The sequence below is a fragment of the Pseudomonas putida genome (genome assembly GCF_003228315.1).
Classification (GTDB): domain Bacteria; phylum Pseudomonadota; class Gammaproteobacteria; order Pseudomonadales; family Pseudomonadaceae; genus Aquipseudomonas; species Aquipseudomonas putida_S.
Genome location: NZ_CP029693.1, coordinates 840,202 through 865,386, shown reverse-complemented (window position 1 = coordinate 865,386; position 25,185 = coordinate 840,202). Strand labels below are relative to the sequence as shown.

Sequence of the window (25,185 nt, the reverse complement as noted above, 5' to 3'; positions counted from 1 at the left end):
AACAATGAAAAGCTACGAAACACTGGCCGAACTGCAAGGCCTCGTTGGCGAAGTCGTGGGCACCAGCGACTGGGTGGCCATCGACCAGCAACGTATCAACACCTTTGCCGAAGCCACCGGCGATCACCAGTGGATTCACACCGACCCCGAACGCGCCGCCCAGGGGCCATTCGGCAAGACGATTGCCCATGGCTTTCTGACCCTGAGCCTGCTGCCGACCTTCATGACCAACGCCTTTGAGCTGCGCAATGTGAAGATGGGCGTGAACTACGGCATGAACAAGGTACGCTTTGTACAGCCAGTGCCGGTGGACAGCCGGTTGCGCGGGCATTTCAAGGTGCTGTCTTTCGAACCGCTGGAAGGCAACGGTGCCCAGGTGACTTACGAGATGACCGTGGAGATCGAGGGCGTCACCAAACCTGCCTGCGTCGCCGAGACCATCCTACGAGTATTCGCCTGAGCCATAACGCCCGCAACACTGCTGTGACAAACGCCACGCGCATACCGATGCCGCGTGGCGTTTGCGTTTTCAGCCGGGTAAAAGGCCGGCCCCTCCCTTTGTGCGCCAATAAGGGGGGGGCGAAGACAGGGGGGTGTTGGTTAAAAAACACTGCCAGGACGGGAAAATATTCCGCAGTTCCTTGAAGGGCAGGGCGTGCTTGATAAGACGCTCAAACCATCATCCTAGAGGTTGGAGACATGATTAAACTCACAAGAACCCTGATTGCGCTCGGCTTGCTGGCCGCGCATGCAGGCGTGCTCCATGCAGCAGTATCAGAACAAGAAGCCAAGCAACTGGGCACCACCTTGACCAGCGTGGGTGCCGAGAAGGCCGGTAATGCCGATGGCACCATTCCGGCCTATACCGGCGGGCTGAATACAGCGCCCGTTGGCTTCGACAAGGCCTCGGGCATTCGTCCCGACCCCTTCGCCAATGAAAAACCGCAATTCTCGATCAATGCCACTAACGTGGACACCTACAGCGACAAGCTCACCGAAGGCACCAAGGCTCTGGTCAAGAAGCTTCCGGGTTTCCGCGTCGACGTTTATCCGACGCATCGCACTGTAGGCTATCCGCAGTTCGTGCTGGACAACACGCTGAAGAATGCCACCAGCGCCACACTGACCAACAATAACGAAACGCTGCAAGGCGCCCACGCCGGTGTGCCGTTTCCGATTCCCAAGACCGGCATCGAAGTGATGTTCAACCATCTCGCACGTTACCAGGGCCTGGCTTGGATCGCGCCCAAGTACGGGGCTTACAACGTGGATGCGGCGGGGAAACTGGTCACATCGACCCTGGGTCGCTGGACCTATGAGATGCCTTACTACGATACGTCGAAAAGCGGCGACGACATCGTGATGACCCGTGCCCGTGCCAACTACAGCGGCCCTGCACGTCGTGCCGGTGAAGCGGTGATGACCTTCGACTACACGGCCACTGAGCGGGGACGCAAGGCCTATCAGTATCTGCCAGGACAACGCCGTGTGCGCCTGGCGCCAGACCTGGCCTACGACACGCCGAATGCCAGTACCTCGGGTATGTCTACCATCGACGACATCAACCTGTTCAATGGACGGATGGACCGCTTCGACTGGAAGCTGGTCGGCAAGAAGGAGATGTATGTTCCGTATAACGCCTACCGCTTCGCCTACGCCGAAAGTCCTGAGCAGGTGTTTGGCTCGAAGTTCATCAATCCGGACCTGGTGCGTTGGGAGCGTCACCGTGTCTGGGTCGTGGAAGCGACTCTGAAGCCCGGCATGCGCCACATCTACTCCAAGCGTACCTTCTACATCGATGAGGACAGCTGGACCGCCGTAGCGGTGGACCAGTACGACGGCCGCGGTCAACTGTGGCGCCCTGGCTTCAGCTATATCCATCAGATGTATGACGCCGTTGCCACCAACAGCACCGCTGGCCACTACGACCTGATTGCGGGTACCTATTACATCAACGTCTGGCCAGGCAAGGCGGGCGTGCAGGTCATGGACAAGCTCAGTGCGGATAATGGCTGGTCGTCTGATAGCTTGGCGGGGGCAGGGGTTCGCTGACGGCTGTTTCCGGCTAGCCATACTTGCGAAACGGAACCGCCTTCGGCGGTTCCGTTTTTTTTGCTCATTGATACGCACGCGTTCCCCCTGTAGGAGCGAGCCTGCTCGCGATGGTGGTCAACGATAACGCGGGCTTTCTGAGTGCCCGCGTTGTCTGGACGTTTTTCGCGAGCAAGCTCGCTCCTACCGTCAGGAAACCCGGCGTGACTGATCCGCCCAGTAGCGCTCACGAACCTGTCGACGCAGCACCTTGCCAACGGCACTGACCGGCAGGGTTTCAACCATCTTCACCGACTTGGGGGCCTTGAAGCGCCCCAGTCGTTCCTTGACTAGTGCAATCAGTTCTTGCTCGTCGACCGCCATACCCGTTTTGAGCACGACTTCGGCATGGACCGCCTCGCCCCATTTGTCATGGGGAATGCCGACCACAGCGGACATGGATACGGCGGGATGGGTATTGAGCGTGGCTTCGACTTCCACGGCATAGACATTGAACCCACCGGTGATGATCACGTCTTTCTTGCGGTCGACGATGAACACATAGCCAGCTTCGTCCACATAGCCCAGGTCCCCTGACTTCCAGAAACCGTCGTTGAATTCGGCGGCCGTACCCTGGGGATTATTGTGATAGCCACTGATGGTGCCACGCCCGCGCAGCCAGATCTCGCCGGTCACGCCGTTCGCAACCCGATTACCCGACTCATCGACGATCTTCAGCTCGATACCGGTGGCAGGCCTCCCCGCGGAGGCCAGGCGACCTGTTTCGACCGCGTCCAGATGATCGGCCTTGGTCAGGGTGCAGACTGCCTGGGCGCATTCGGTGGCGCCGTATAGCTGGAAAAAGATGTTGCCGAAACGCTCTTGGGATTGCCTTAGCTTGACCGGGCTCATGGGGGCCGCGCCGTAATAGAGGGTCTGCAGACTGGACAAATCGTATTGCGATGCCTCTTCCAGCTCCAGCAACCAACCCACCAACGTCGGCACCATTAGCGCTGTAGTAATGCGTTCCGCTTCGACGTTACGACACCAGGCTTTGAGGTCGGCGGCATTCTGAGTAACGGTGCAGCCGCCACGGAACAACGTCGGCAACAGCGACAGCCCCGAACCATGGCTGATGGGTGCGATATGCAGGTAGCGGGTGCGTTCGTTGAGGGCTTGGCTCTGCTCGCTGTCGGCATACATCGAATCCCGCGCCGCCAGCCAATTATCGATGGTGTACCGGGCACATTTGCTCTTGCCGGTCGTGCCGCCGGTAAAGCGGTAGATCAGCGTGTCCTGATGGACATCGGATTCGACGTCAGGCTCGTCCTCCGACATGCCCTCCAGCAATGCCCAGAAGTACAGCGCAAAACCGCAATCGGTAGGGGGTTCGTCCATGCAGACCACCACTGCACCGCTGGCGCACAGCATTTCGCTGTACTGCGATAACAGCGCTGTCTCGATGAATATGACCTTGGGGGCGATAAATTCGACCTGCCAACGGTGTTCTTCGAGCGAATCGCGAAAATTGGTATGCGCAATCGCCACTTCGCCTTTGAACGCCGTCCAGGCATGCAGCAGCGACAGGTTGTCGTTCTCCAGAATGCACAGCACCGTGTCGCCGCGCTGCAAATGCAGGCGCGTACGCAGGGTATTGGCGATGCGGTTGGTCAGCCGATGCAGTTCATCAAAGCGATAACGCCGATTTCGCTCGACGTTCACCAACGCTTCCTGACGGGAATAGCGTTGTGCAACCTGCGCCATGACCCGGGAAAAATTCATCTTCATTGCGTTCTCCGTTTTTTGTTCTGGGTGTTGGAAAACGCATTCTAAAAAGGAGGCCAAGGTGTACCGCGCCCCCCATCTGGAGAGGGGGAAGTTGGCGCCGTCGGTGTTAGGGTGAATAGGAGAACCATATGCACAACCAACGGAAAAAACCTTTCCACTCAATGGCGTTTTACGAGAAAGCCACTGTAAACAATGCACGGTCAGCCATTAGTTTGAAGTGAGTCGAGGGTTTTTATGAAAACAGGAAACAGACTTGCGCTGGGGTTGATGACATTGTTGCCCGCCATGCTGGCCCAGGCGGATAACGGCGGTATCAGTTTCTGGCTGCCGGGGCAGTTCGGTGCGCTCGCGGCGGTACCCACCGCTCCCGGCTTGAGCCTGCCGCTCATCTACTACCATGCCAACGCCAAGGATGACGCCAGCAAACCCGTTCCCCGCGGCGGGCTGACCACCGTTGGTCTCGATGCGACAGCGGACATCCTGTTCGCCTTCCCGAGCTACACCTTCGCCGAGCCTTTGCTTGACGCTCAAGTTGCTTTGGCAATGGGCGCGGCAGTGGCGCGCTCCGAGGGCAGTGTCGATATCACGCTGACAGGGCCACAAGGCCGGACCTTTTCCGGCAGTACCGACGACACCTTAAAAGGCGGCAGCGACGTCTATGTGATGGGCACCATGAAATGGAACCATGGCGTTCACAATTTCATCGCCTACACCATGGGCGACATTCCGGTCGGCGCCTATGATCCCAATCGTCTGGTCAACATAGGCCTGGGACACGCTGCCCTGGATGCGGGAGGTGGCTACACTTGGTTTGACAAGATAAACGAGTTTTCCGCCGTGGCAGGCCTGACCTACAACTGGGAAAACACCGATATCGACTATCAAAACGGTATCGATGCCCACCTTGACCTGAGCGCCTCGCATTTCATCAACGATCAAACTCACCTGGGTCTTGTCGGCTACGTCTTCCGTCAGGTCACCGGCGATAGCGGCAGCGGTGCAACCTTTGGCGATTTCAAATCCAGGGTCAATGGCATCGGGCCGCAGGCCGGACACTTTTTCAAAGTCGGTAAGGACCTCTGGTATACCAATCTCAAGGGTTACTACGAGTTCGATGCGAAGAATCGGGCAGAAGGCTGGAACACTTGGTTGTCCTTGGTCATTCCTTTATCGAATTGAAATCCACGGTGTGCACTAGGAAAGGAAAGATGGTGACGGTTCGCTTTGCTGGCTGTGATGGCAAAGCACCGAATTGCCTGCCGACCACATAAGGGGGGAACTACATGGTGCGACTCTATCGTCCCCGTACTCAGATTCTTGAAGGCGAGTGGCAATTCCCACAAGCACAATTGGAAAAGTAGGTAGCTGAAAGCTCAATGCCTTCCTTGGGCCTGAGGTGTACCCCACGGCGACTCTCGGCGTCATCGGGCATTTTGTCGGATGCCGCCCGGGGAACACTCTCCTACAAGTTAGCCATACCCCCCTCAGAAATCGTACTTCACGCCGAGCATGCCCTCGTAGCTGTGGCTGTCGCCGTCGAAGGACTTCTGATAGCCGGCGGAGATGTAGAACGTCACTTTCTTGTCAGCCTGATAATCGACGCCCAGGTTGGCTTCCCACCAGCTACCGCCGATATCGGCCTCGAATGGCACGAAACCGTTGGCCGAGGAGAACTCGGTCTTGGGTTGCCCCTTGAACTCGTGCCAGACGCTGGGGCGCAGCCAGCCATTGGTGCGCAGGGTTTCGCCCTTGTCGTTTTCACGGAACCAGTCCTTGGCCAGGCGTACCCCCAAACGGCCAATCAGTGAGTCGATGTCCTTGAAGCGCACGTCGGCCGCAATGTCATCGCTGTTATCCAGATTGATGCGTGAATAGATCAGCTGTGCCTGGGGCTCGAGGTAGAGGTTTTCGAATTTGTGTTCGTCGTCGCCTTCATCGATCAGGAATGGATAGCCGGTCTCTAGCGACGCGGTGTAACCCCAGCCCTGGGTGTCCAGATTGCCGAGGTCGTTGGGCTTGGCCTCGATGTCGAAGCGATGCAGTTGCAGCACGCCGTCCACATAGCCGCCATCGGGGCTGAAATGCGTCCAGTAACCACCGAGGCTGTAAGCGCGAAGCACGTTATCGCCGGCGCCGTTGCCGGTGTAATGCTTGACGCCACCATCGATATTACCGACCGCCAGGGACAGTCCGGCCTGATCATGGCTGCCATCGGTGTCTTCACCGCGATACAGATCGAGGCCGACCTGGAACGCCTGCATGTCGTAGCTGTACGCTGGCGAGTTACCGAATGGACCGCTACTGCCGGCCTCGCGTTCGCCATTTCGAAAGATCATTCGCCCCCAGCCGATTGATGGCCCGTAGGTTTCTTCATGTTCTTTGGGCAGCGGGTCGGTGGGCATGCGCCGCTCCTCGGCGACACGCTCGTGCAGGGTGTCGATCAGACCGCGGCTGTAGACCAGGGCCAGGGCCGGAATGGCGCCATAGAGCGAGGTTTCCGGACGGAAGTTCGGTTCCGGTGACGGATCCGGTGTCGGCGTCGGTGATGGGGAATCTGCGGTGGAGCGCAGGTACCAAGCCTCGCTGTTACTGCCATCCACGCTTGATCGATGCAAGGTGTACTCGTAGGGGCCGGCAACCGCACGATTTCCTAGGCGGAAGGCATCGGCGGACGTGGTGCCGCCATTGAGTGCATCGACTACCAGAATGCCGTTGCCGGTGGTCAGGGCGCCTCGTCCCAGAACTCCGCTGGTATCCCGGGCATTGTGAATGAGCAGGGCGGTGTTGCCGGTGGCCAGGGCCGTGGCGGTGCCACCGTCGATCACCAGTTTGTCCGAAGGCGAGCCATCGCCTTCCAGGAAGGTGTTCAGTCCGATCGCGCCATCACCGCTGTAGGTATTGACGGTCAGCGTCTTGAACACACCACCCACCGGCGCGGAGAAGTCGATCAGGCTGGGATCGTTGACCAATGTGGTCAGGTTGGAATCGCCGGTCATGCGCCAGAGGCTGTTGTTGGTCAGGGTCAGGTTGGAAACGCTGCCTGGCGCGGTGAAGGCCGAACCGACGACGGTCGAGCCCGACAGTGTGACATTGGCCAGCCCGGGGCTGACTGGCGGGGCAGGGGCCGTGATCGGAGGGGGCTGTAACGGCGGCAACGCGCCAGTGAGCTCATCCGGAAAATCAGCAGGTCCGCCCAGTGGCGGTGGCGAAGCGGCCAACAGGGGAAAGTCATTGAGCGTTCCCACCCGCAGCCATTGACTGGCGCCTGTCACGGTCGAATTGATCAGCGTGATATTCGCGTCGCCGGCAACACCAATGATCGGGCCGCTGGTATTGGTCAGCGTGCTGCGGGTGAAGTCCGCCGTGGAGACCGCGCCGGGGATGCCCAAGGCATAGAGCGCCATCGAATTCGCACCGCTGGCATTCACCGTTGCATCGGTGCCGATGATGCGTCCGCCAATCAATGCAACCGCACCGTGAGCCTCCGTACCGGAGGCCTGAACCGAGCTTTGGTTGATTGTCACCGAGGTCGGCGCGTCACGGGACAAGGCGCCATGGGCACCGACACCCTGGGTTTGCACGGTGCTGCGGTTGGCTACCACATTAGCTTCGCCTCGGCCGGTGGGTGCAGAACCATAGTTTTCCAATATCGCCCGCAAACCCACGGCACCCGTGCCCTGGGTAGTGACCGCCGTATCGTTTACCGTAACCGTGGCCACGCCGACCGGCTGGTCATTGCGTGATTGTGCCTCGACACCAAAGGCATTCAGGCCAGTGGTTTGAACCGTATTGCGATTGGCCGTGGTATTGGCGTTGAACTGTGTTCCAACCTGTTCGGCCACCGCGTACAAGCCGACACCCAGCACACCGGACGTGGTTATCCGGACATCATTGAGGGTCGTGTTGCCGCCATCGTCCGACCAGGCGCCCATCGCGGAGAGCCCAGATGTATTGACCACGGTACCGTTGGCAATCAGTGTGCCGCCGGGGTTGCGCGCGCCAAGGGCATGGGCGAAGGACGACTGCCTGACCTGGTTGCCAGTGGTGGTGATGGTGCCGCCATTGAGCGTGATGGTGCCGTTCAGGTCGGCAATCGCGCCCATGGCGTTGTCGTCGCCGCTGGTGATGATGGTAATGTTGTTCGCGGTCACCGAGGCGGGTGTCGGCACCGCACTGAACGCGGTCAGCGCCGCCGAGTTCAGACCTGTGGTTGTGATCCGGGTATCACTGACAAGGACGTTCGCACCGTCCCGGGCCGCCACGCCCACGGCAACCGTGGGTGTCGTCGTGGTGACCGAGCTGTTAGTCAACGTTAGCGATGACCCAACGCCTTCGACCTGCACGGCAGGTGTAAAAGGCCCGGTGGCGCCGTTGAGCAGAACGCTGCTGTTGTTGATCTGCGCCGAGCCGCCAGCCTTGATGGAAACACCGAACGCACGAGATCCGCTGGTCTGGATCACAGTATCCGCCACCTGGGCTTGCGACCCGGAACCCTCGATCGAAAGACCGAAGCCACGCAGGCCGGTTGTAGTGATCGTGCTGCCGCTGCCGCTCATGACAATCTTGCCGCCGGTGATCGCCCGCACCCCGGCATTCGGGGTGCTATCCAGGTTGCTGGCGCCTGAGTTGGTGAACGAACTGCTGGTCAGAAGGAGGGTGCCACCGGTATCGGCCAGCGCAACGGATGCGTTAGTACCCGAAGTACTGGCCGCGATCCCTGTGGTGCTGATCTGGCTGCCGCCACCGGTGGAGTAAAGCGCATGACTGCCAGCGAGCGTGGTTGCGTTCTGTACCCCGGCGCTGCTGATCTGGGCACCGTTTGACAGACTGACCGTCCCGCCGCTTTCAGCCAGTACGCCGAAGGCACCCCGGGAACTGGTACTGACCGAGCCACCGGAGAAGTTGATCCGGCTTCCCGCTCCGGTCGCCGCCAGACCATAGTTACCCGTGCCATTGGCACCACCGGTGACCAGCACCGTGGTGCCGTTCAGCGTCAGCACGCCGCCGCTGTCAGCCGCCGCACCGCGCAGGTTCAGGGAAGTGCCGGACGCAGGTGTCAGGTCGAGCGTGGCACCCGTTGCGACGATATTGCTGCCGGCACCCGAGGCCCGCAATCCGACCTGGCCGTTTGCTGCGGCGCCGATAGAAGTGGTGCTGACCGTACTGCCATTGAAGGTGATTGCCGCACCTTGCAATGCCATGGCCCCCGTTGTGGTGGCAGCCCCCAGGTTAACGGTAATGCCATCGCCAATGATTTGGCCCAGCGTACCAGTGTCATTCAGGCCCGTAGCACCTGTTGTGTTGACGGTTACGGTGGTACCGGAGGGCACAGTACAGTTCGTGTTGTTGACGGGGGCTGGCAAGGGACAATCGACGGACCAGGCCGGCGATGCGATCGCGCCAAATAGCGCTACCGCGACCGCGAATTGCAGCCGTAAGTGCGGATCGGCAGGAGTTCCAGCCTCCGCGCTCCATGCAAGCGGTGTATGGATGACACATTTGCCATGTGTCAATTGAGCTGGATCTGACGTGAATCTGTGGTGCAAATCAAACGGATCCTGGTGTTGAGTCATGGCGGCCAACTCCCTCTGCAAACCCTCGATGAATCCCTCTTCGAGTTTTCCTTCAAGAGTGTCCGTATCCCCCAGGACACCGTGCGGAACCCGCCCGCACACAGGTAAACCATGAGACAACTCGGGATATGTCTGCAGTTATGTTTAGACCAACTTTGGACGCTTGCTATGCGTTTCGTCTAATTTAGGATCCAATCAGCGGAATTTTTCCAGTATTGAGGGCAGGGCGGAACCAGAAACTGATGAGATTCATGGAATAGCACTTCGGCATACTTGTTCTGCCTGCTGCAATGCGCCGTAAATATGTCTTTGCTCGACGCCAGTTGTGAGCGCCGATCAGGTGGAAAATGCGTAGAGACATGGCAAAAAGCAGTGTCGCGATAAAAAAGCGCACTCGTTGAATCGATCACGAAACGTTGGTGCGCAAAGCGGCCCAAGCCGACGAGGAGGATTTCGCCTATTTCGTTGCCACCGGAAAACTCCAGTCGAACAAAGAAAATCCAATAGAGTGGAACTCAGACAACGTCACTTCGTATTGACGAATACTATTCATAGAGCATTGGCTATGCTGAATAAAGGCATTGGCAACCCAACATCGCCTTTGTTCTTATCGTGTGGATTGAAGTTACGGAGGGATAGGGGGCCATTTCCTCTAAAAATATGATAGACAGCGGTCTAAGTTTAACTCAACTAAATAGCCGTTTAGTTGAGCTAGCTAATTAATGACTCCACGTAAAGATCATTGGCGGTAGACCATCTTCAAGAGCTCATATCTTTCACCAGACACGCGGCGTCGGGGTTCTCTGATCTGGTCCAACCTAATCTAGCAGGGTGCCAAAATTTGAAAGTTGCGACTGACAGAGCAGTGCGAGTGATAGTAAGGGTAAACATTGCCACCGGCAAACCCCAGAGCTCGAACAGCATTACGGCGCTTTGAAATCCCGGGCGTGCCAGGCAAACCAAGGCTAATACGTCGGTTCAGTATTACGCTGTAAACCTGTTTTTTGACTTGTTAACTACGGTGGTTAACAAGTCAAAATTGTGGTTAACAACGGTAACGGACGAGCATTTCACTGAGCTTTTCATCCAACCAGGTTTTTGCGAGTTTCATGGGGATCTGGTGGCCGGAGAGTTCAACGGCCTTCAAACGCAGCGTGTGCATCGCCAAACCGTCAGCGTCTGCAAGCAAATCAATGGACGTTTGCATTTTCCACGTGTGGCAGCCCTTGAAATCTGCGCACCAACTCCACGCTGAACGCTGCAGATTTCACACAGCGCCGTGCTTGGAGGCGAATCTGAGGTATCAGCAATAGCATAAATGAACGGGCTAACCCCAAAACATTTCCATTACTAAGCGAATCGGTGAACTCGGGTCTGGGGCACGATTACCTCAATCAAGAACGACATCCGTGGATTCGCTGCTCACGAAGTAAAATCAGGCGCGCCGAAGCCCGCCAGAACTCACACCGGTCCGGTAAGTGAACTCGTTAAGCGGAGACCACGAGGACCAATGGAGACCAAACGTAAACTCATCGAGGATCATCAGTGCAGGCCATCGGGTGACCGTAACAACCATAAACTCATCAGATAGAATGTGAATCGTGCGACATAGACGGTGCGGAAGTAATTTGCTGAAGTGGGGACGAAATCACCATTTCACAGATTTACTTCCGAAAATTTCAAAGAATTACTTCCGAGCGCTGTGAATGCCCACATCAAAGCACTGTGCAACCGGGCTGATATTGATACACGATGTTACGTGTAATGTATATTATGTTAAATGACGTGTCACAGATAACGCCACTACCTGGACATTTTCAACAATCACCGGCATCGTTGCCAGCCTTCACCGAACCCTTTCGCCCTCAGCCGCTTAGTACTACTCCTTAAACCAAAGGGTCAGGAGCCAGTTCACCGTTCGCCGACCAGAGCGTTGCAAAGCTCGGTGATATTTGACTCAGCCTCAGTCCGCGGCTAAACCTAAATCACCCATATGCATCGCACCTCTTGATAATACTTCTATAGAGGCTGTGGCGATGCGTCCATTCATCTTCTTTCCGATCTTCCCTCCCTACAGCCAATGGCGTCCTGAGCGCGGAACCAACGTTCCCGAGTCCATCGCCGTCTGCGATTGTTTGGAAAAGGTTTGTCCCGATGCTCAGCCATTTAGTGGTACTTGGTACTGCATGGAGTTCCTCAAGCGCACCGCGATTACGAACCCCACTGGCTTCAAGTACAACGAATTGACTAGGCACCTGGAACCTATGCTGCTTTGGAGCTTTCATACCGGCGTGCCTCTATTGGACTGGGACGTACAACATGTGGATTGCTTCCTGAGTTTCTATTGCGATCCTCCTGTCGGATGCACGGCGGCGTCCGTTCGCAATAAATTTTTGGAGGACTACTCGGCACCATTCAAAGACTGGGCGATCAACCCTGATTGGCGGCTGTTCCGACGAACTTCCGGCGGAAATCGATCATTGAACCCCGTCACTCGCGATGTGTTTTTACGTTTGGTGTTACATCTTAGGCATTTCTTTGACTTCTACCTATTGTCCACAGGTAGCCCGCATGCCAATCCTGCGGATGAATTCTCTAGCACCTCCAGGAACCTAAACTGGAGTAGAAGTTCGGTCGTATTCACTGAAGCCCAACTCGACTGGCTTTTGGCGGACGCTCTGACGTCGCGCGTTAAAAGTCGCCATGCCCTACAGGTGATGATGTACCTAGGGTTTGCTCGCTATACCAACCTGACTGGGGGTCATGCCGAGATAAGGCAAAAATTAGGACATTCGTTCTCTAAATTATTGTATTTAAACGAATATTAGAAGCCCTTCTCAGCAAAGACTGCTTCGCGCCCAATCGCTTCAGCCATCCATTGAGGAAGGTTTGATCTATGCGATATCAAAATCTGCCAATCGTTGCTCGACAGGCACGTGCGCAGCTTGGCGACTGCCTCTTGGGCGTGGGGTTTCCCCAGCCAGGCAAGCGCACGTACAGCGTCGCCAGCAGTGGTCGCTCCGAGAGCGATTTGCCACTGCGGCGCATGCTCGATTCTCACCTGAGCCTTGCCTAGCTGCAGAGTTCTCGGCCGTCCGCCGGTAACAAATACTTCCCTAATCGACACCTGTTGCGTTAGCCCTAGAAGGTTCGCTGCGCGGGCACCGCTTAACGCGATTACCTGATGGCTTTTCGAAGCTATCGCACTGATGACCTTCTCCGTCGCCGGCGCGCGTTTGCCGAAGCGCCCGGTGACCGGCGCCACATAGAGGCCGCGTGAAATCCGCATCAACTCCCCGCCCTTGGCTAATCGAGAGAATGCTTGGTCCACCGAAGCACGGTCAGCCAAGTGAAGGAATTCGTTTGGTGCAAGAATGCCTCCTTCAGGAAGAAGCCTGCTGTGTTCGATGATTGCCGCGGAAAGGGATTTCATGGATGGCTGGTTTTTGAAATATGTCAGAAACCTAGCAACAATCCTGACACTGATCAACGAACTGCGGCGCGGCAATCGGCAGTCGGAATAGGATTCGCGCGCAATCGCTACAGCCATCCAGAGAGAAAGGACGGATCAGCCGTTTGGTTGCACTCGCAGAAGAGCGTCGAACACGATTCGCAACCCGCCTGCGCGGTTAATAATTGATCAATTATCTATGTCGAGATAATTGCAGATAATTCCCGCAATCCGTGGCCGACTCGAGATCGAAAAATTGGAAAAAAGGACGAATTAGAGGGCCTGCGGAGGCTGCCAGCTAGCTGACAGGCACGGGCTCTGAATAGCCCGTCTTCACGCCCTGAGTGGCGGCGTAATGGCGGGTTTGGAAAGCCAGGACATCCTGCATCTGCTTGCTGACGTCTTCCTCCAGCCCCCATTCATAGGCCAGCTTGTCGAGCTTGTAGCGAGAGACCAACTGGGTCGCCCGCGGCGAGCGTTCAGCCGGTTTCAGGTTCGACCAGCTGCTGACAAAGCCTTTTAGGCGCGCGGCTTTTTCCGTTGATACACAGGGAAAGCGACGCAGCAGGTCGACCAGATAGAGGGCTCGCAGCTTCTGTTCAGGCTTGCGCAGCTTGCCCGCCACTTCACGCTGCAGTACCGGCACGAGGTCGCGCTCTTCGTACCACAACTGCTTGGCGAGCTCCACAAGAGCATCGGACGCAACTTGGCTAAGGCGCTGCTGGGTGACAGTCTCCAGGAGCGCGCCAAAGCTTTGTTTACGATCCAGACGTGGCATCTCGCCCATCCTCCAGGTACTTCGCTGTGACCAGCTTCAGGCAGCCTAGCATTGCGCTTCGGTTGCCCACGGCATAATCGATTGCCTCTGTTGCCAGTGTAACAAACTGGCCGACATCGACACGGCCACATTCGATGAGCTGTTCGATATCAAATTGATCGTTTTCCGTAAAGCGGCCGAGTTTGGATATTGCTAGATCCACGCCGGCGGCAACGAAGATATGCAGCGGCTGCTCACCCTCGAAACCCTCCATGGGGATGGCGCGCTCGCGGTAGTCCTCGTGCAGTGGCCCGAGGGCATTGGTGTAGTTCTGATCCAGGTAAACCTGCAAGTCGCGGCCGTCGCTGTCCTCATAACCCTCTGGCGGTGTGTAGACGGCCATGATCTCGTCCTTGCGCAGCACGCGAGCCGCCTCGATCTCCGCATCGATGTCCGCACTACCACGCGCATGGGTGAGCAGGTGCACCGCGCAGCCGCCGAAGACGAAGACCTTGAGCGAGCCTGGTGGGTTGCCATCCAGTAGCGGCAAGGCCCGGGCGAACAGATTACCAATGGCCTGGCCTAGCGGTGTAGTCAAACGGACAGGTTCCGCGCCCCCCTCATTGGCAGTCTCAAGTAGTGTCATCTTCACCTCCACTCAGCACATGGACTCAGTTTGCCGGTTCAAGTGCTCGGTGCGCTATCGCTGTTCGCAAGCGGCGCCCCGAGTAGCTTCAGCAATGTAGTGGCTTCTGCCAAGCGCTCCTGCAGGCCCTGCGTTTGCTGCGCCTGGGTCGCGGAGGCTGCGCCCAGCCGGGACACCTCCTCCTGCAATGTGCTGCAACGCTGTTCCAGGGCTTCATTCGCGCGCTCAGCGCCGGTCAACGCGCTCTGGGCGGCCTCCAAGGCCTGGACCTTCTGCGCCAGTAGCTGTTGCTGGGCATGTTGTTCTTTTTGCAACTGCCGCGCCTCGGCGAGCAGGCGCGCATTGTCGCGGTTCAATTGGGTCAACTCGTCCTGCTTGATTATCAAGGTCTGCTGCAGTTGTCGCAGTTCCAGTTGCAGCTGCTGTACCTGCGACTCGTGTCGACGTTGTTCCTGCTCACGCTGCTCCTTGCTGGCCTGGCGGTAGTGCTCCAAGGCGTCGCGTGCGTGCTGATGCTTCTCCTCCAGCGAGCGAATCTGCCCATCGCGGTCCTGCAGGCGCTCCTCCAAGTCGCGGTTGGCCTGCAATAGGCGGGCATTCTCGATCTCTGCCTGCTGGCGTTGCTGCTGCTCCTGCTGCAGTGCTTGCTGGGCAGCTTGGAGTTGTTCCGTGAGCCCGCTGCTCTGACTTTCCAACTGCTGGATTCGGCCTTCGGCTTGCCGAGCCTGGTTCTGGAATTCGAGCCGTTCACGGGCTAGCTGCTCGCGCTCTTGAGCCACGGCGGCCTGGGCTTCTTCTTGCAGTTGATCGGCCAGCTGGCTTACCAGGTTGGCGAGCTGCTCGCTGAGCGGGATTGAGCCCGCATTCCGGCCGCGATCGGCGTCTTCGAGTTCTTTCAGGTAGCGGTGAATGGTGGTTTTCGAGCCGGTATTGCCCAGCTCGACCCGTACCGCGTCGATGCTGGGGTTCTCGCCCCGCGCCAGGATCGCCTGTTGCGCCTTCTGAACCAGTGCCTTATTGATGCCGCCGCGGGCCATGGTCTGCTCCTACGATTTCGTATTGGATTACATACCATGTATTTACATACTAAATTTGATTGATGTAAAGCCAGTTAAAAGCAAATAAATCAGATAAAATAATGGAGAGTTATTCAATAAGATCGGCACAAACGGTCGCTTAGCTGCCGTTTTCCAGTACACAAAGGGCATTTCGAGCGATGAAAGACGTCGGGCGCTATCTGCAAGCCGGTACGCGGGAAAACACCCGCCGCAGCTACCAGTCGGCCATCGAGCACTTCGAAGTGACGTGGGGTGGCTTTCTGCCTGCCACCAGCGATAGCATCGTGCGCTACCTGGTGGACTACGCCGACACCCTAAGCAGCAACACGCTCAAACAGCGCTTGGCCGCTCTGGCTCAGTGGCATATCACCCAGGGCTTTCCTGATCCGACCAAGACGCCCACGGTGCGTCAGGTGCTCAAAGGCATCCGCACATTGCATCCGGCGCAAACGAAGCAGGCTGCACCGCTGCAGTTGCAGCACCTGGAGCAAGCAATTCAATGGCTGAATCAGGAAGCCGAACGGGCTCAGCAGTCCGGCAATTTGGCAAGCCTGCTGCGCAGCCGGCGCGATGCGGCGCTGCTGCAAATCGGCTTCTGGCGGGGTTTTCGCAGCGACGAACTCTGTCGACTGCAGGTCGAGCATATCCAAGCCGAAGCCGGTGCGGGCATGAGCCTATTCCTGCCGCAGAGCAAGGGTGACCGGGAAAACCTCGGCACGACTCATTACGTACCAGCCTTGAAATGCCTCTGTCCTGTGCAGGCCTATCTCGACTGGATCAGTGCCGCCGGCATTGCCCGTGGCGCAGTGTTCTGTCGCCTGGATCGCTGGGGGCATCTGGGCAGCGAGGCCCTGCACCCCGGCAGCCTGATCAGCTTGTTGCGTCACATCCTGCAACGCGCCGGTGTCTCGGCCGAGTTGTACACCAGCCATTCGCTACGCCGAGGCTTCGCCACCTGGGCCACGGCAAATGGCTGGGATCTCAAGGCCTTGATGACCTATGTAGGCTGGAAAGACATCAAGTCCGCCATGCGCTACATCGACCCCGCCATATCCTTTGGTGGCCTTGCAGCTAAACCTGCCCTTGAGCTTCATGCTGGACCTCTGGGCCAAATTTCAGCTTCTCATTAACACCGGTACACATCAGGGACAACGGCGCCGTATGAACCGCAATCGGACTCGCTGCTGGCGTTTACAGGCAGCTGAGCCGCTCTAGAATGAACTTTATAGGCCTTTATAGTCGATTATAGAATCCTATTCTGGACGCCCGATTCACGCTGCCCGGCGAGCTGGGGCTGACGATTCGCACCCTGTTCGTCTGCACCTTCGTGCTGATCTTTGCGGTCTGGGCGGTGCCCGTGCAGCAAATTGCCGAGGTCAACCAGCGCAACCTGCTGTGGCTTGGCCTTTCCGGCATCACCACGGCGCTGTCTTGGATCTTCTACTACAAGGCGTTGAAGCTGGGGGACGTAGCCACGGTGGCGCTGATCGACAAGGGCAGCGTCGTGGTAGCGATGCTGATGGCCTGGCTACTGCTGCGCTAAGTGATCACGCTGCGGATGCTGGCCGGTGCCGGGTTGATCGTGGCCGGGCTTTTGGTTATTGCCAAAAAGCCCTGACCTGTGATCCTAGGCCTCGTGCTGTTGAAAGGCTGCCGCCAGCGTGAGCTGTGCACGGGCCTCGATGATCTCGATCAGTTCGAAGTGCTTGGGGAACTCTCGCTGAGGCAGCCGCTGGGCACGAAGTGATGATCCAGGTGAACCGCGGTGCTTTGGCCTTCGACAGTCGCTCCGTGATAGTCAGGATGCCATTCCCAGCTCCGTACAGCGCCATTGTCACGAATGCCGGCCATGCTGCGCGGGCAGCAGCAAAGCAATCCCAGTCGGGCAAAGCAGAATCTCTAAGCGAGTTGCCCTAGTAGGGTGAAGGTTTTGCCCCAAGGTGAATTCTGCAATACACCCAGCGACCTGAGCTGCCTCTATGACCATTCCGATAGCCAGGGCCGTATAGGGGACGATAGAGAATTCGGAAAAAATCGTACGCTAAGCTTCGCGAGTTCTTGTAACCAATTCATTGTTTTTTCAATGGATGAAAGAAAATGGCGAAAGCTATTTGACAAACAAATCGGGATCTTATAACTTACCTACCAAGTAGTCGGTAGATGAAATAAAGCCATGAAACTCAATTCAGATCTTTCGCAGCGTGTTGTCGTCGAGCCTTCAAGCTTACAGTGGGTCGATTCGCCAGCGACCGGGATTCAACGCCAGTTACTGGAGCGTGATGGCGACGAAGTGGCGCGTGCCACCTCGATCGTGCGATACGCGCCGGGCTCCGCTTTTGAAAATCATAAGCACGACTTGGGCGAGGAGATTCTGGTCCTGGACGGCGAATTCAGCGACGAATCCGGGACCTTCGGGCCTGGGACTTACATCAAGAATCCACCAGGTTCTTCGCATGCACCGAGCTCCGCGACGGGTTGCACGTTGTTCGTCAAGCTGCGCCATCTTGATCTAGCCGACAGCCAACGCACCGTGGTCGACACCCGTAACGGCCCCTGGTTTCCAGGCCTCGTGCCGGGTCTGTCGGTGATGCCACTTTCTGAGTTCGACACACAACATACGGCTTTGGTGCGCTGGGCCCCGGGGACACGATTCAATTCGCATCGTCACTACGGCGGTGAAGAAATCTATGTGTTGGAAGGCGTCTTTGAGGATGAGTTCGGAAGCTACCCTACCGGCACATGGATGCGCAGTCCGCATTTGAGTGCTCACCGTCCCTTCAGCAATACAGGCTGCACCATCCTGGTCAAGACAGGCCACCTGCCAGTCGCCGAATCAAATGAGGCGCTTGCATGAAGCATTTCTCCGAAATCTCGCCGACCGCCGAGCGGGTGGTCGATGCCGCTGAAGGGTTGGTACAGCAGCACGGCTACAACGGCTTCTCATACGACGACGTGGCCCAGTTGGTAGGCATCAAAAAACCAAGTATCCACCACCACTTTCCCAAGAAGGGTGAACTCGTGGCCGTGGTCGCACAGCGCTACACGCACCGGTTTCGTGAGGAGTTGCTGAGCATCGAAGGGCAGCATGCGAAAGCGCCTGACAGGCTAACTGCGTATGCGGCACTTTTCGAACGCACCTTCGCCAAGGACCGGCGCCTTTGTGTCTGCGGCATGTTGGGTGCCGAGTCGGACTCGCTGCCGGACGCCGTTGTGAGCGAGGTCGAGCGATTCTTTAAAGTCAATCTCGACTGGTTGACTCTTGTCGTTGCCGATGGTCAGCGTGCCGCGCTGATCACCTCGAATTCCACCCCAGAGGCTCTCGCAGAGGCATTCTTGTGCGCGTTGGAAGGCTCGATGATGGTGGGCCGTGGCATGCGGTCGTCACGCGGACCGGCCGAAGTTGGAAACACTTTTCTTTCCACCGTGTTGACCTGAGGTCGGCACTTTTTTTGCAACACAACCCTACCATTTAGTTGGTAGTTAAGGAGATTATTATGAGTACTGAATTTAATGGCAAGAAGTTGTTGGTCATCGGCGGCACTAGCGGGATGGGACTGCAAACTGCCCGCATGGTTCTTGAGCAAGGCGGAAGCGTCGTCATCGTCGGTCACCGTGAAGACAAGGCCGAAGAGGCCCGCAAGGCGCTGTCGTCGTTGGGCACCGTGACCGCCCTGACTGCCGATCTCTCGCGAGCCGAAGATGTGAAGCGACTCCTGCATACCATCGATGAACACCACAAGGACATCAATCTTCTGGTCAACGCGGCTGGGGTGTTCTTCCCGAAGGCGTTTCTTGAGCACACGGAAAGTGATTACGAACAATATTTGACGTTGAATAAAGCGTTCTTCTTCATCACACAAAAAGTCGTGGCCAATCTCGTGGCCAGCGAGCGTCCCGGCGCCATTGTGAACATCGGCTCGATGTGGGGCAAGCAGGCGATTGCGGCTACGCCGTCGTCCGCGTATTCGATGGCAAAAGCAGGTTTGCATTCGCTGACCCAGCACCTTGCGATGGAGCTGGCATCCAAACAAATCAGGGTCAATGCCGTTTCTCCGGCGGTTGTCGAAACGCCGATTTACGAGGGATTCATACCCAAGGCCGAGGTTCATGGCGCCTTACAGGGATTCAACAGCTTCCACCCAATCGGCAGGGTTGGGACGCCACAAGACGTCGCCGAGGTCATCCTCTTCCTGTTGTCGGACAAGGCAGCATGGGTGACGGGCGCAATCTGGGACGTTGACGGCGGCGTGATGGCCGGGCGTAACACATAATGGGGGAACGAGAAATGAACACAAACATTAAAGGAACTCCCGGCAACGGGATCAACGTCGGCGCATTGCGTGAGTTTGCAGATCAGGTCGCAGCAAAGCCCGCCGCAGGCATCGCGACGTTCGGCGTCGTGACAACCTGGGAGGGTGGCACCCGGACGCGTGCGCGAACCATGCCGCTCGTACTAGGTGACACGGCCTTGGCGCGCGGCTTTGTCATCGACGCGGACGAACCGGCAGAATTGCTCGGTACCGACACGGCCGCTAATCCACAAGAATTGATCCTGGCTGCGTTGAACGCATGCATGACTGCAACCTACGCGGCAAATGCGGCGGCAATGAACATCGAGTTGCAATCGCTGACTATCCGCACGAAGGGAAGCCTCGATCTGAGAGGTTTTCTTGGAATCGATCCTGGGATCAATCCAGGGTACGACCAGGTCGAGTATGAGGTCGAAATGGAGTCGTCGGCGGATTCGGCGGCGCTGAAAGCATTGCACGCGCAGGTGCAGCGAACATCGCCGAATTACCACAACTTCGCGAGAGCCATTGATCTCAAGGCCAAGCTGACCATTCTCCAATGATCGAGTCAGTGTTTCCCGTGGTTGGCTGACGGGAGGCCAAACCAGATGCGCTATGACGGAAGGTTCAACCTTCCGTCATCACGTTCTCTGGAATACGCAGTGTCAATTTGAGGTATGCCCTAACTGGGCGTCAGGCCGGAACCTTGGGCAGTGTCAGAATAGGGCCGATTCCAGCATTTTCTGACGACTCGCCTGCAACCTCTAGGGCCTCAACCTGACAGGCCGCACGCTTAGCGTACGATTTTGTCCGTTTTCTCTATCGTCCCCTCCATGCCCGACGGACGGTCGCCGGCCCGCCCTGGTCGAAGGCCGCCCCACTTGGCCCGGCGAGGCCCGGCCAAGGTTGGACAGTTGCAGCGGCCAAAATCGCCCCCTGCGGCCTCCTGGGCGCGTTTCTGGTGCCAAGGTAGGCTTGCCCCCTGACTGACAGCTTCCGCGTTGTGTGGGCGATTCTGGAGGCTCTGACGCTGCTCCGGTTGCAGCGCTCCCGCCCCCTCTTTGGCGTTCAACCTGTCGTTTTCAGAAGACGGCTGCACTGAACGTCAGAAGCCGACTGCACTATAGCAGCGGAGGGGTTGGATCCATCAGGCAACGACGGGCTGCTGCCGGCCAATAGCCGACAATGACGACACTGGAAATCCCCGCCTGTGAGCGTCGGCTCAGGGCGGGACAGCGTCATCCAGCTACCTGCGCCACTGACTCAGCCTTGTCCAGCCGGCCGCGCCGCACGAACAGACTGACCAGCCGTTGACGGATCGCCACCTGGAGTTCCGCCAGTTGTTCCGGCGTGATGCGAATTTCACCCGCTCGACGAGCGCAACACCGGCGCCGCCTACGCCAAGAACCGGCGAATCGAACTCAAACTCACGAACCGCTGAGCGCCGCGTCACCGCGCTGCTGCGCCAGCCAGTCGCGCGGGGCGCAGCCCATGCGCACGCGGAAGGCGCGCGCCAGAGCGTTCGGGCTGCCGTAGCCGACGCGGTCGGCCACCACCGCCACCGGCCGCCCCTGCTTGAGCAGGGTGCAACTGACGTTCATCCGCCAGTCGGCCAGATAGTCGCCCGGCGTGACGCCCACCGCGTCCTTGAACGCGGCGGCGAAGCGCGCGCGTGACATGCCCGCCTTCGCCGCCAGCGCCTCGAGCGACCACGCGGTCTGCGGCGCATCGTGCATGGCGGTTATGGCGCGCGCGAGTTTCGGGTCGGCCAGGCCCGCCAGCAGTCCGGTGGCGCCAAGCCGCCCATCCATCAGATAACGCAGCAACTGGATCAGTAGCAACTCGCACAAGCGGTCGATGGCGGCCTGCCGACCGCACTGGTCGCGCTCGGCTTCGGCAAACAGCAACTCTAGCGTCGGCCCGAGGCCGGGCAAGTCCGCCAACGGAATCAGCAGCATCGACGGCAAGGCCATGGCCAACGGATTGCCCGTCGAAGCGCCCAGGTCGACCTCCGCACACAACCGCTCAGCGGTATCGCCGGGGGCGGCGACAAAACGATGCGACGCCACGCGCGGATAAAACAGCAGGCTCGGCTCGGTAACCAGCAGATCTTCATGCACGGGCGAACGCGCCGTAATCGGGCCGCGCCGCACCAGATGGATATAGCCATGCGGCGCCGCGTAATGATGCTGCCCACAGAAGGCGCCGCTGTGAAAAACGCGCGCCGAAAGCGAGTAGTGCCGGAGCAAGCCGGCCAGTCGATCCGCCATTCCACTCTCCATATAAGACGATAGGTTACGTATTTGATACTTTACGTGCCATATCGTACCAAACAAAGGGCGATCATGCCCACGTGCTCTTGCACCTCACCCACTACGGAGATAGACATGACCCAAATCGCCCCCCTGACCATCGACACCGCTGACGCCGCTACCGCTGCCACACTCAAGGCCGTCAAAGCCAAGCTTGGCATGGTGCCGAACCTGTTCGCCACGCTGGCCCACGCGCCGGCGGCGCTCAATGGCTACCTCGGCTTGTCCGAAACGCTGGGCACCGGCCGCCTGAATGCCTCCCAGCGCGAGATCGTTGCGCTCGCTGCCGGTCAAGCCAATCGCTGCCAGTATTGCCTGAGCGCACACACCCTGATCGGCAAAGGTGCCGGACTGTCGGCAGAGGCCATCGCCGCGGCCCGCACCGGCCAGGCGGCCAACGCACTTGACGATGCAATCGCCGGCTTTGCCCGCGCGCTGGTCGAGCAACGCGGCGTGGTGTCGGCCGACGCCATGGCCAACTACCGCCGCGCGGGGCTCGACGACGGCCTGATACTGGAAGTGATCGCCAACGTCGCGCTGAACACGCTCACCAACTACACCAACCACATCGCCGACCCCACGGTGGATTTCCCCGTGGTCGCCGTCTGATCTCCATAGGCATATAAGGAGAACACGATGAAAATCGCACTCACCGGCGCTCTGCTCGCCAGCGCCCTCGTCCTGCCACTGGCCGTCACGGCCGGCGACTTTTCGCCCTATGTGGACAGCCAGGGCGGCATCAGCCGCCCCACAGACTTCCGCACAAACTTCGTCCACCTGGGCTCATATGCGGTGTTGGACGAAAAATCCGCCTCTCGCGGCTTGCACGATGTGTACACCGAAAAGGCCTCGGCCGAGCACTACCGCAAGACCGGCAAGTTCTTGGACGGCGCCACGCTGGTGAAAGAGATCCGCAAGCTCGAAACCAGCGCCATGACCACTGGCAACCCTGTGGTCTGGGGTTCCGATGCGGCCGTGTGGTTCGTGATGGTCAAGGACGCCAAAGGCCGTTTCGCCAGCAACCCCTTGTGGGGCGACGGCTGGGGCTGGGCGCTGTTCAAGGCCGACGCCCCCGCCAAGAATGTCGCCGTCAGCTACGAAGCCGACTGCATGGGCTGCCATGTGCCGGCGGCCAAGACCGACCGCGTATTCATCCAGGGCTATCCGACACTGACCCAGCACTGACTTGCTGCCGGGTTACGCTTCGCGCAGGATGGCACCTCCGTCCTGCGCGAGCCACCCTTTCCGGAAGCGCGCCATGCCGACACTCGACGCCTTTCTGACCGACGTCCGCGCCTGCACGCGCTGCGCACCGCATCTGCCACACGGCGTGCAGCCGGTCTTCCAGTTTCACCCGAGTGCGCCCATCCTCATCGCCGGCCAAGCACCGGGGGCCCGGGTCCATGCCTCAGGCGTGCCCTTCGACGACGCCAGCGGCGCGCGTCTGCGCGCCTGGCTGGGCGTGGACCGCGACACCTTCTACGACCCTACCCGCATCGCCATTCTGCCCATGGGCTTCTGTTATCCGGGCACCGGCAAAAGCGGTGACCTGCCGCTACGCCCGGAGTGCGCCCCCCGCCTGGCGCGAAGCCTTCATGCAGCGTTTCGAGCGCCTGTCGCTGGTCATCGTGCTGGGCAGCTACGCCATGGACTACCACCTCGGTACTGGCAAGACGCCGCTCACCCGGGTGGTCGAAGCCTGGCGCGAGCACTGGCCGCAAGCGTTCCCCCTGCCTCACCCTAGCCCGCGCAACAATCGCTGGCTGGTGCGCAACCCCTGGTTCCAACAAGACGTGCTGCCCGCGCTGCAAGCACGCGTCCAGGCAGTCCTCACCGCCAACCCCAAGGAAACCCCATGACCGACGACACCGCCGCCATTACCGAGCTGCTGCACAAGTACTACGACACCCTGGCCTGGGCGAACGGAGACAGGCACCGGCTTTGGAGCGATGAACGACGGCTTCAGGTGCGGTAGCTGACGCCTGGGACCTCAATCACCGTATGACCGGGTCGAAAGCGGTCCTTTCTCTGACAACATCGCCCTAGCCCGCACTCAACCCCCACAACACATCCAGCACATGTTGCGTAGGCCGCTCGACGTCCCCACCACGGTGGGCAATACCAAGTTGACGCCACAATAAGGGCTGTAATGGCCGCATGACGATCCTGGTATCGGGCAATGGCGTGGAGGCTTCATGCGGCAACAACGTCGCACCATAACCGGCCGCCACTAGGCTTTTGATCGCATCGTTGTAGTTCAGTTGAATACGCGGCGTGGGCTGCCGTCCATCACTGGCGAACCACTCCGAGGTCAAGCGCGAAAGCCGAGTAGTTTTGTCATTCAGAATTAATGGCTGGGCGGCCAGCCAACCGGGGGTCACAACATCCGGGCATTCCCAGCGAGCCGGCAAGAAGGCCATGACCGGGTCCCGCCGCCATGGCTCGATCCGCAATTCCTTCACCGGGGTCTGTGGCAGCGCGACCAGACCGATCTCCAAAGAGCCCTCGGCAAGCTTCTTCAAAGTTTCCTGCGACGTGAGCACCGCGACCTGCACATCGATAGCGGGATGGCGTTGGCCCAACGTCTCCAAAGCTTGCGGCATCAACTGTGCGATGGCCCCTGTGGAGGCACCCAGCCGCACACGCCCGGCCAAGCCCTGCACCTGACGCTCCACGTCCTCAAGCGCCTGCTCCGCATCCGCCAACAGGCGCCGCGCGCGCTCCAGGGGTTTGGGGAGCAATGGAACCAAAAACCAACGTAAGCTCTGAATCCCACCGTAAAGGGGCTTTCCGATCTCCAGCTCACCCGCCAGGCATTACTCTCTGATCAGTGCCTCGATGATCGGGCAGATCGTTCCGCCGTCTCCCGCATCACATTGCTGCACCAGTTCGCCTAACAGTTGCTGCATGACGACCAAGTCGGCCATCTTCTGCTCGATCAACGCGAGCTTGCGTGCAGCCCGTGCTCGCGTTTCGGCACAGGCGCACGACTCATCCAGCGTCAGCAGTCCACCGACTTCCGAGAGCGTGAAACCCAGCGCCTGAGCCCGCTTGATGAAACGCAGTCGCTTCACCATGTCCACCGGATAGCGCCGATGGCCACCCAAGGGTTTGGCTGGTTCATCCAGCAGCCCGCGTCGCTGGTAGTAGCGGATCGTCTCGACGTTCACCCCGGCGGCGTCTGCCAGCTTGCCAATGGTCAGCTCTGTGGCCATCACTTTCTCCTTGATTCCGTACTTTGGTACGGAGTTTAGAATAGCACCTAGGCAATCAGGCTCAG

Annotated in this window: 22 protein-coding genes and 2 pseudogenes; 14 read left to right on the top strand and 10 right to left on the bottom strand. The window is 58.7% G+C overall.

Going from position 1 to position 25,185, the window contains the following annotated elements:
• Positions 1-4: 4 nt before the first annotated feature.
• Both DKY63_RS03920 and DKY63_RS03915 read left to right on the top strand, forming a co-directional pair.
• Complete coding sequence (locus DKY63_RS03920) at positions 5-460, top strand: MaoC family dehydratase (protein ID WP_110962880.1); 456 nt, start codon at positions 5-7, stop codon at positions 458-460.
• Positions 461-699: 239 nt separating this feature from the next.
• A complete protein-coding gene (locus DKY63_RS03915) occupies positions 700-2,052 on the top strand; it encodes a DUF1329 domain-containing protein (RefSeq protein ID WP_110962879.1) in 1,353 nt (450 codons plus the stop codon).
• A gap of 189 nt (positions 2,053-2,241) precedes the next feature.
• On the opposite strand, the gene DKY63_RS03910 is transcribed toward DKY63_RS03915, so the two are convergent.
• Complete coding sequence (locus DKY63_RS03910; protein WP_110962878.1) at positions 2,242-3,819, bottom strand: AMP-binding protein; 1,578 nt, start codon at positions 3,817-3,819, stop codon at positions 2,242-2,244.
• Positions 3,820-4,053: 234 nt separating this feature from the next.
• Here DKY63_RS03910 and DKY63_RS03905 point away from each other — a divergent pair, with 234 nt between their 5' ends.
• On the top strand, positions 4,054-4,998 hold the full coding sequence (locus DKY63_RS03905) for a SphA family protein (RefSeq protein ID WP_204354292.1): 945 nt from the start codon (positions 4,054-4,056) through the stop codon (positions 4,996-4,998).
• A 305-nt stretch (positions 4,999-5,303) separates the two neighbouring features.
• On the opposite strand, the gene DKY63_RS03895 is transcribed toward DKY63_RS03905, so the two are convergent.
• Complete coding sequence (locus tag DKY63_RS03895) at positions 5,304-9,020, bottom strand: autotransporter outer membrane beta-barrel domain-containing protein (RefSeq protein WP_162634850.1); 3,717 nt, start codon at positions 9,018-9,020, stop codon at positions 5,304-5,306.
• A 1,417-nt stretch (positions 9,021-10,437) separates the two neighbouring features.
• Positions 10,438-10,599 (bottom strand): hypothetical protein, encoded by a 162-nt coding sequence (locus tag DKY63_RS32110; RefSeq protein ID WP_162634848.1) that lies wholly within the window; start codon positions 10,597-10,599, stop codon positions 10,438-10,440.
• Between the two features lie 829 nt (positions 10,600-11,428).
• Here DKY63_RS32110 and DKY63_RS03890 point away from each other — a divergent pair.
• Entirely contained in the window at positions 11,429-12,220 is a 792-nt protein-coding gene (locus DKY63_RS03890; RefSeq protein ID WP_110962876.1) for a hypothetical protein, read from the top strand.
• Here the strand turns inward: DKY63_RS03890 and DKY63_RS03885 are convergent.
• The 4 genes from DKY63_RS03885 to DKY63_RS03870 all read right to left on the bottom strand — a co-directional run bounded on the left by DKY63_RS03885 (position 12,217) and on the right by DKY63_RS03870 (position 15,283).
• A complete protein-coding gene (locus tag DKY63_RS03885; protein ID WP_110962875.1) occupies positions 12,217-12,825 on the bottom strand; it encodes a DUF6088 family protein in 609 nt (202 codons plus the stop codon). The two genes, DKY63_RS03890 and DKY63_RS03885, sit on opposite strands and share 4 nt — an antisense overlap.
• A 316-nt stretch (positions 12,826-13,141) precedes the next feature.
• On the bottom strand, positions 13,142-13,621 hold the full coding sequence (locus tag DKY63_RS03880; protein ID WP_110962874.1) for a hypothetical protein: 480 nt from the start codon (positions 13,619-13,621) through the stop codon (positions 13,142-13,144).
• Complete coding sequence (locus tag DKY63_RS03875; RefSeq protein ID WP_110962873.1) at positions 13,602-14,246, bottom strand: DUF6036 family nucleotidyltransferase; 645 nt, start codon at positions 14,244-14,246, stop codon at positions 13,602-13,604. Before DKY63_RS03875 ends, DKY63_RS03880 begins: the two co-directional genes overlap by 20 nt.
• A gap of 38 nt (positions 14,247-14,284) precedes the next feature.
• Entirely contained in the window at positions 14,285-15,283 is a 999-nt protein-coding gene (locus DKY63_RS03870) for a DNA-binding protein (protein ID WP_110962872.1), read from the bottom strand.
• Positions 15,284-15,462: 179 nt separating this feature from the next.
• Here DKY63_RS03870 and DKY63_RS03865 point away from each other — a divergent pair, with 179 nt between their 5' ends.
• The 6 genes from DKY63_RS03865 (at position 15,463) to DKY63_RS03835 (ending at position 20,156) form a co-directional block, all read left to right on the top strand.
• Complete coding sequence (locus DKY63_RS03865; RefSeq protein WP_028622757.1) at positions 15,463-16,434, top strand: site-specific integrase; 972 nt, start codon at positions 15,463-15,465, stop codon at positions 16,432-16,434.
• Positions 16,435-16,559: 125 nt separating this feature from the next.
• The gene (locus DKY63_RS32580) at positions 16,560-16,847 is read left to right on the top strand and encodes an EamA family transporter (RefSeq protein WP_343327513.1); all 288 of its coding nucleotides are present in this window, start codon (positions 16,560-16,562) and stop codon (positions 16,845-16,847) included.
• Between the two features lie 630 nt (positions 16,848-17,477).
• A complete protein-coding gene (locus DKY63_RS03850; RefSeq protein WP_004574802.1) occupies positions 17,478-18,158 on the top strand; it encodes a cupin domain-containing protein in 681 nt (226 codons plus the stop codon).
• Positions 18,155-18,739, top strand: a complete 585-nt coding sequence (locus DKY63_RS03845) for a TetR/AcrR family transcriptional regulator (RefSeq protein WP_004574803.1) — start codon at positions 18,155-18,157, stop codon at positions 18,737-18,739. Before DKY63_RS03850 ends, DKY63_RS03845 begins: the two co-directional genes overlap by 4 nt.
• 59 nt (positions 18,740-18,798) lie before the next feature.
• Complete coding sequence (locus tag DKY63_RS03840; RefSeq protein ID WP_004574804.1) at positions 18,799-19,575, top strand: SDR family NAD(P)-dependent oxidoreductase; 777 nt, start codon at positions 18,799-18,801, stop codon at positions 19,573-19,575.
• 14 nt (positions 19,576-19,589) lie between these two features.
• On the top strand, positions 19,590-20,156 hold the full coding sequence (locus DKY63_RS03835; RefSeq protein WP_004574805.1) for an OsmC family protein: 567 nt from the start codon (positions 19,590-19,592) through the stop codon (positions 20,154-20,156).
• 864 nt (positions 20,157-21,020) lie between these two features.
• Here DKY63_RS03835 and DKY63_RS03830 read toward each other — a convergent pair.
• Positions 21,021-21,863, bottom strand: a complete 843-nt coding sequence (locus DKY63_RS03830; protein ID WP_003464996.1) for a helix-turn-helix transcriptional regulator — start codon at positions 21,861-21,863, stop codon at positions 21,021-21,023.
• Positions 21,864-21,938: 75 nt separating this feature from the next.
• Here DKY63_RS03830 and DKY63_RS03825 point away from each other — a divergent pair, with 75 nt between their 5' ends.
• From DKY63_RS03825 to DKY63_RS32330, 4 genes and pseudogenes are all read left to right on the top strand, one after another.
• The gene (locus DKY63_RS03825) at positions 21,939-22,514 is read left to right on the top strand and encodes a carboxymuconolactone decarboxylase family protein (RefSeq protein WP_011347535.1); all 576 of its coding nucleotides are present in this window, start codon (positions 21,939-21,941) and stop codon (positions 22,512-22,514) included.
• Between the two features lie 27 nt (positions 22,515-22,541).
• Positions 22,542-23,090: a cytochrome P460 family protein gene (locus DKY63_RS03820; protein ID WP_003465000.1), complete on the top strand. Its 549-nt coding sequence runs from the start codon at positions 22,542-22,544 to the stop codon at positions 23,088-23,090.
• 28 nt (positions 23,091-23,118) lie between these two features.
• Positions 23,119-23,439, top strand: a pseudogene (locus tag DKY63_RS33025) (uracil-DNA glycosylase family protein); the annotation flags it as partial.
• 61 nt (positions 23,440-23,500) lie between these two features.
• Positions 23,501-23,764, top strand: a complete 264-nt coding sequence (locus DKY63_RS32330; protein WP_003830781.1) for a uracil-DNA glycosylase family protein — start codon at positions 23,501-23,503, stop codon at positions 23,762-23,764.
• Positions 23,765-23,947: 183 nt separating this feature from the next.
• Here the strand turns inward: DKY63_RS32330 and DKY63_RS03805 are convergent.
• Both DKY63_RS03805 and merR read right to left on the bottom strand, forming a co-directional pair.
• Positions 23,948-24,631, bottom strand: a pseudogene (locus DKY63_RS03805) (LysR family transcriptional regulator substrate-binding protein); the annotation flags it as partial.
• Positions 24,632-24,721: 90 nt separating this feature from the next.
• Positions 24,722-25,120 (bottom strand): Hg(II)-responsive transcriptional regulator, encoded by a 399-nt coding sequence (gene merR, locus DKY63_RS03800; RefSeq protein WP_003089120.1) that lies wholly within the window; start codon positions 25,118-25,120, stop codon positions 24,722-24,724.
• Positions 25,121-25,185 lie beyond the last annotated feature (65 nt).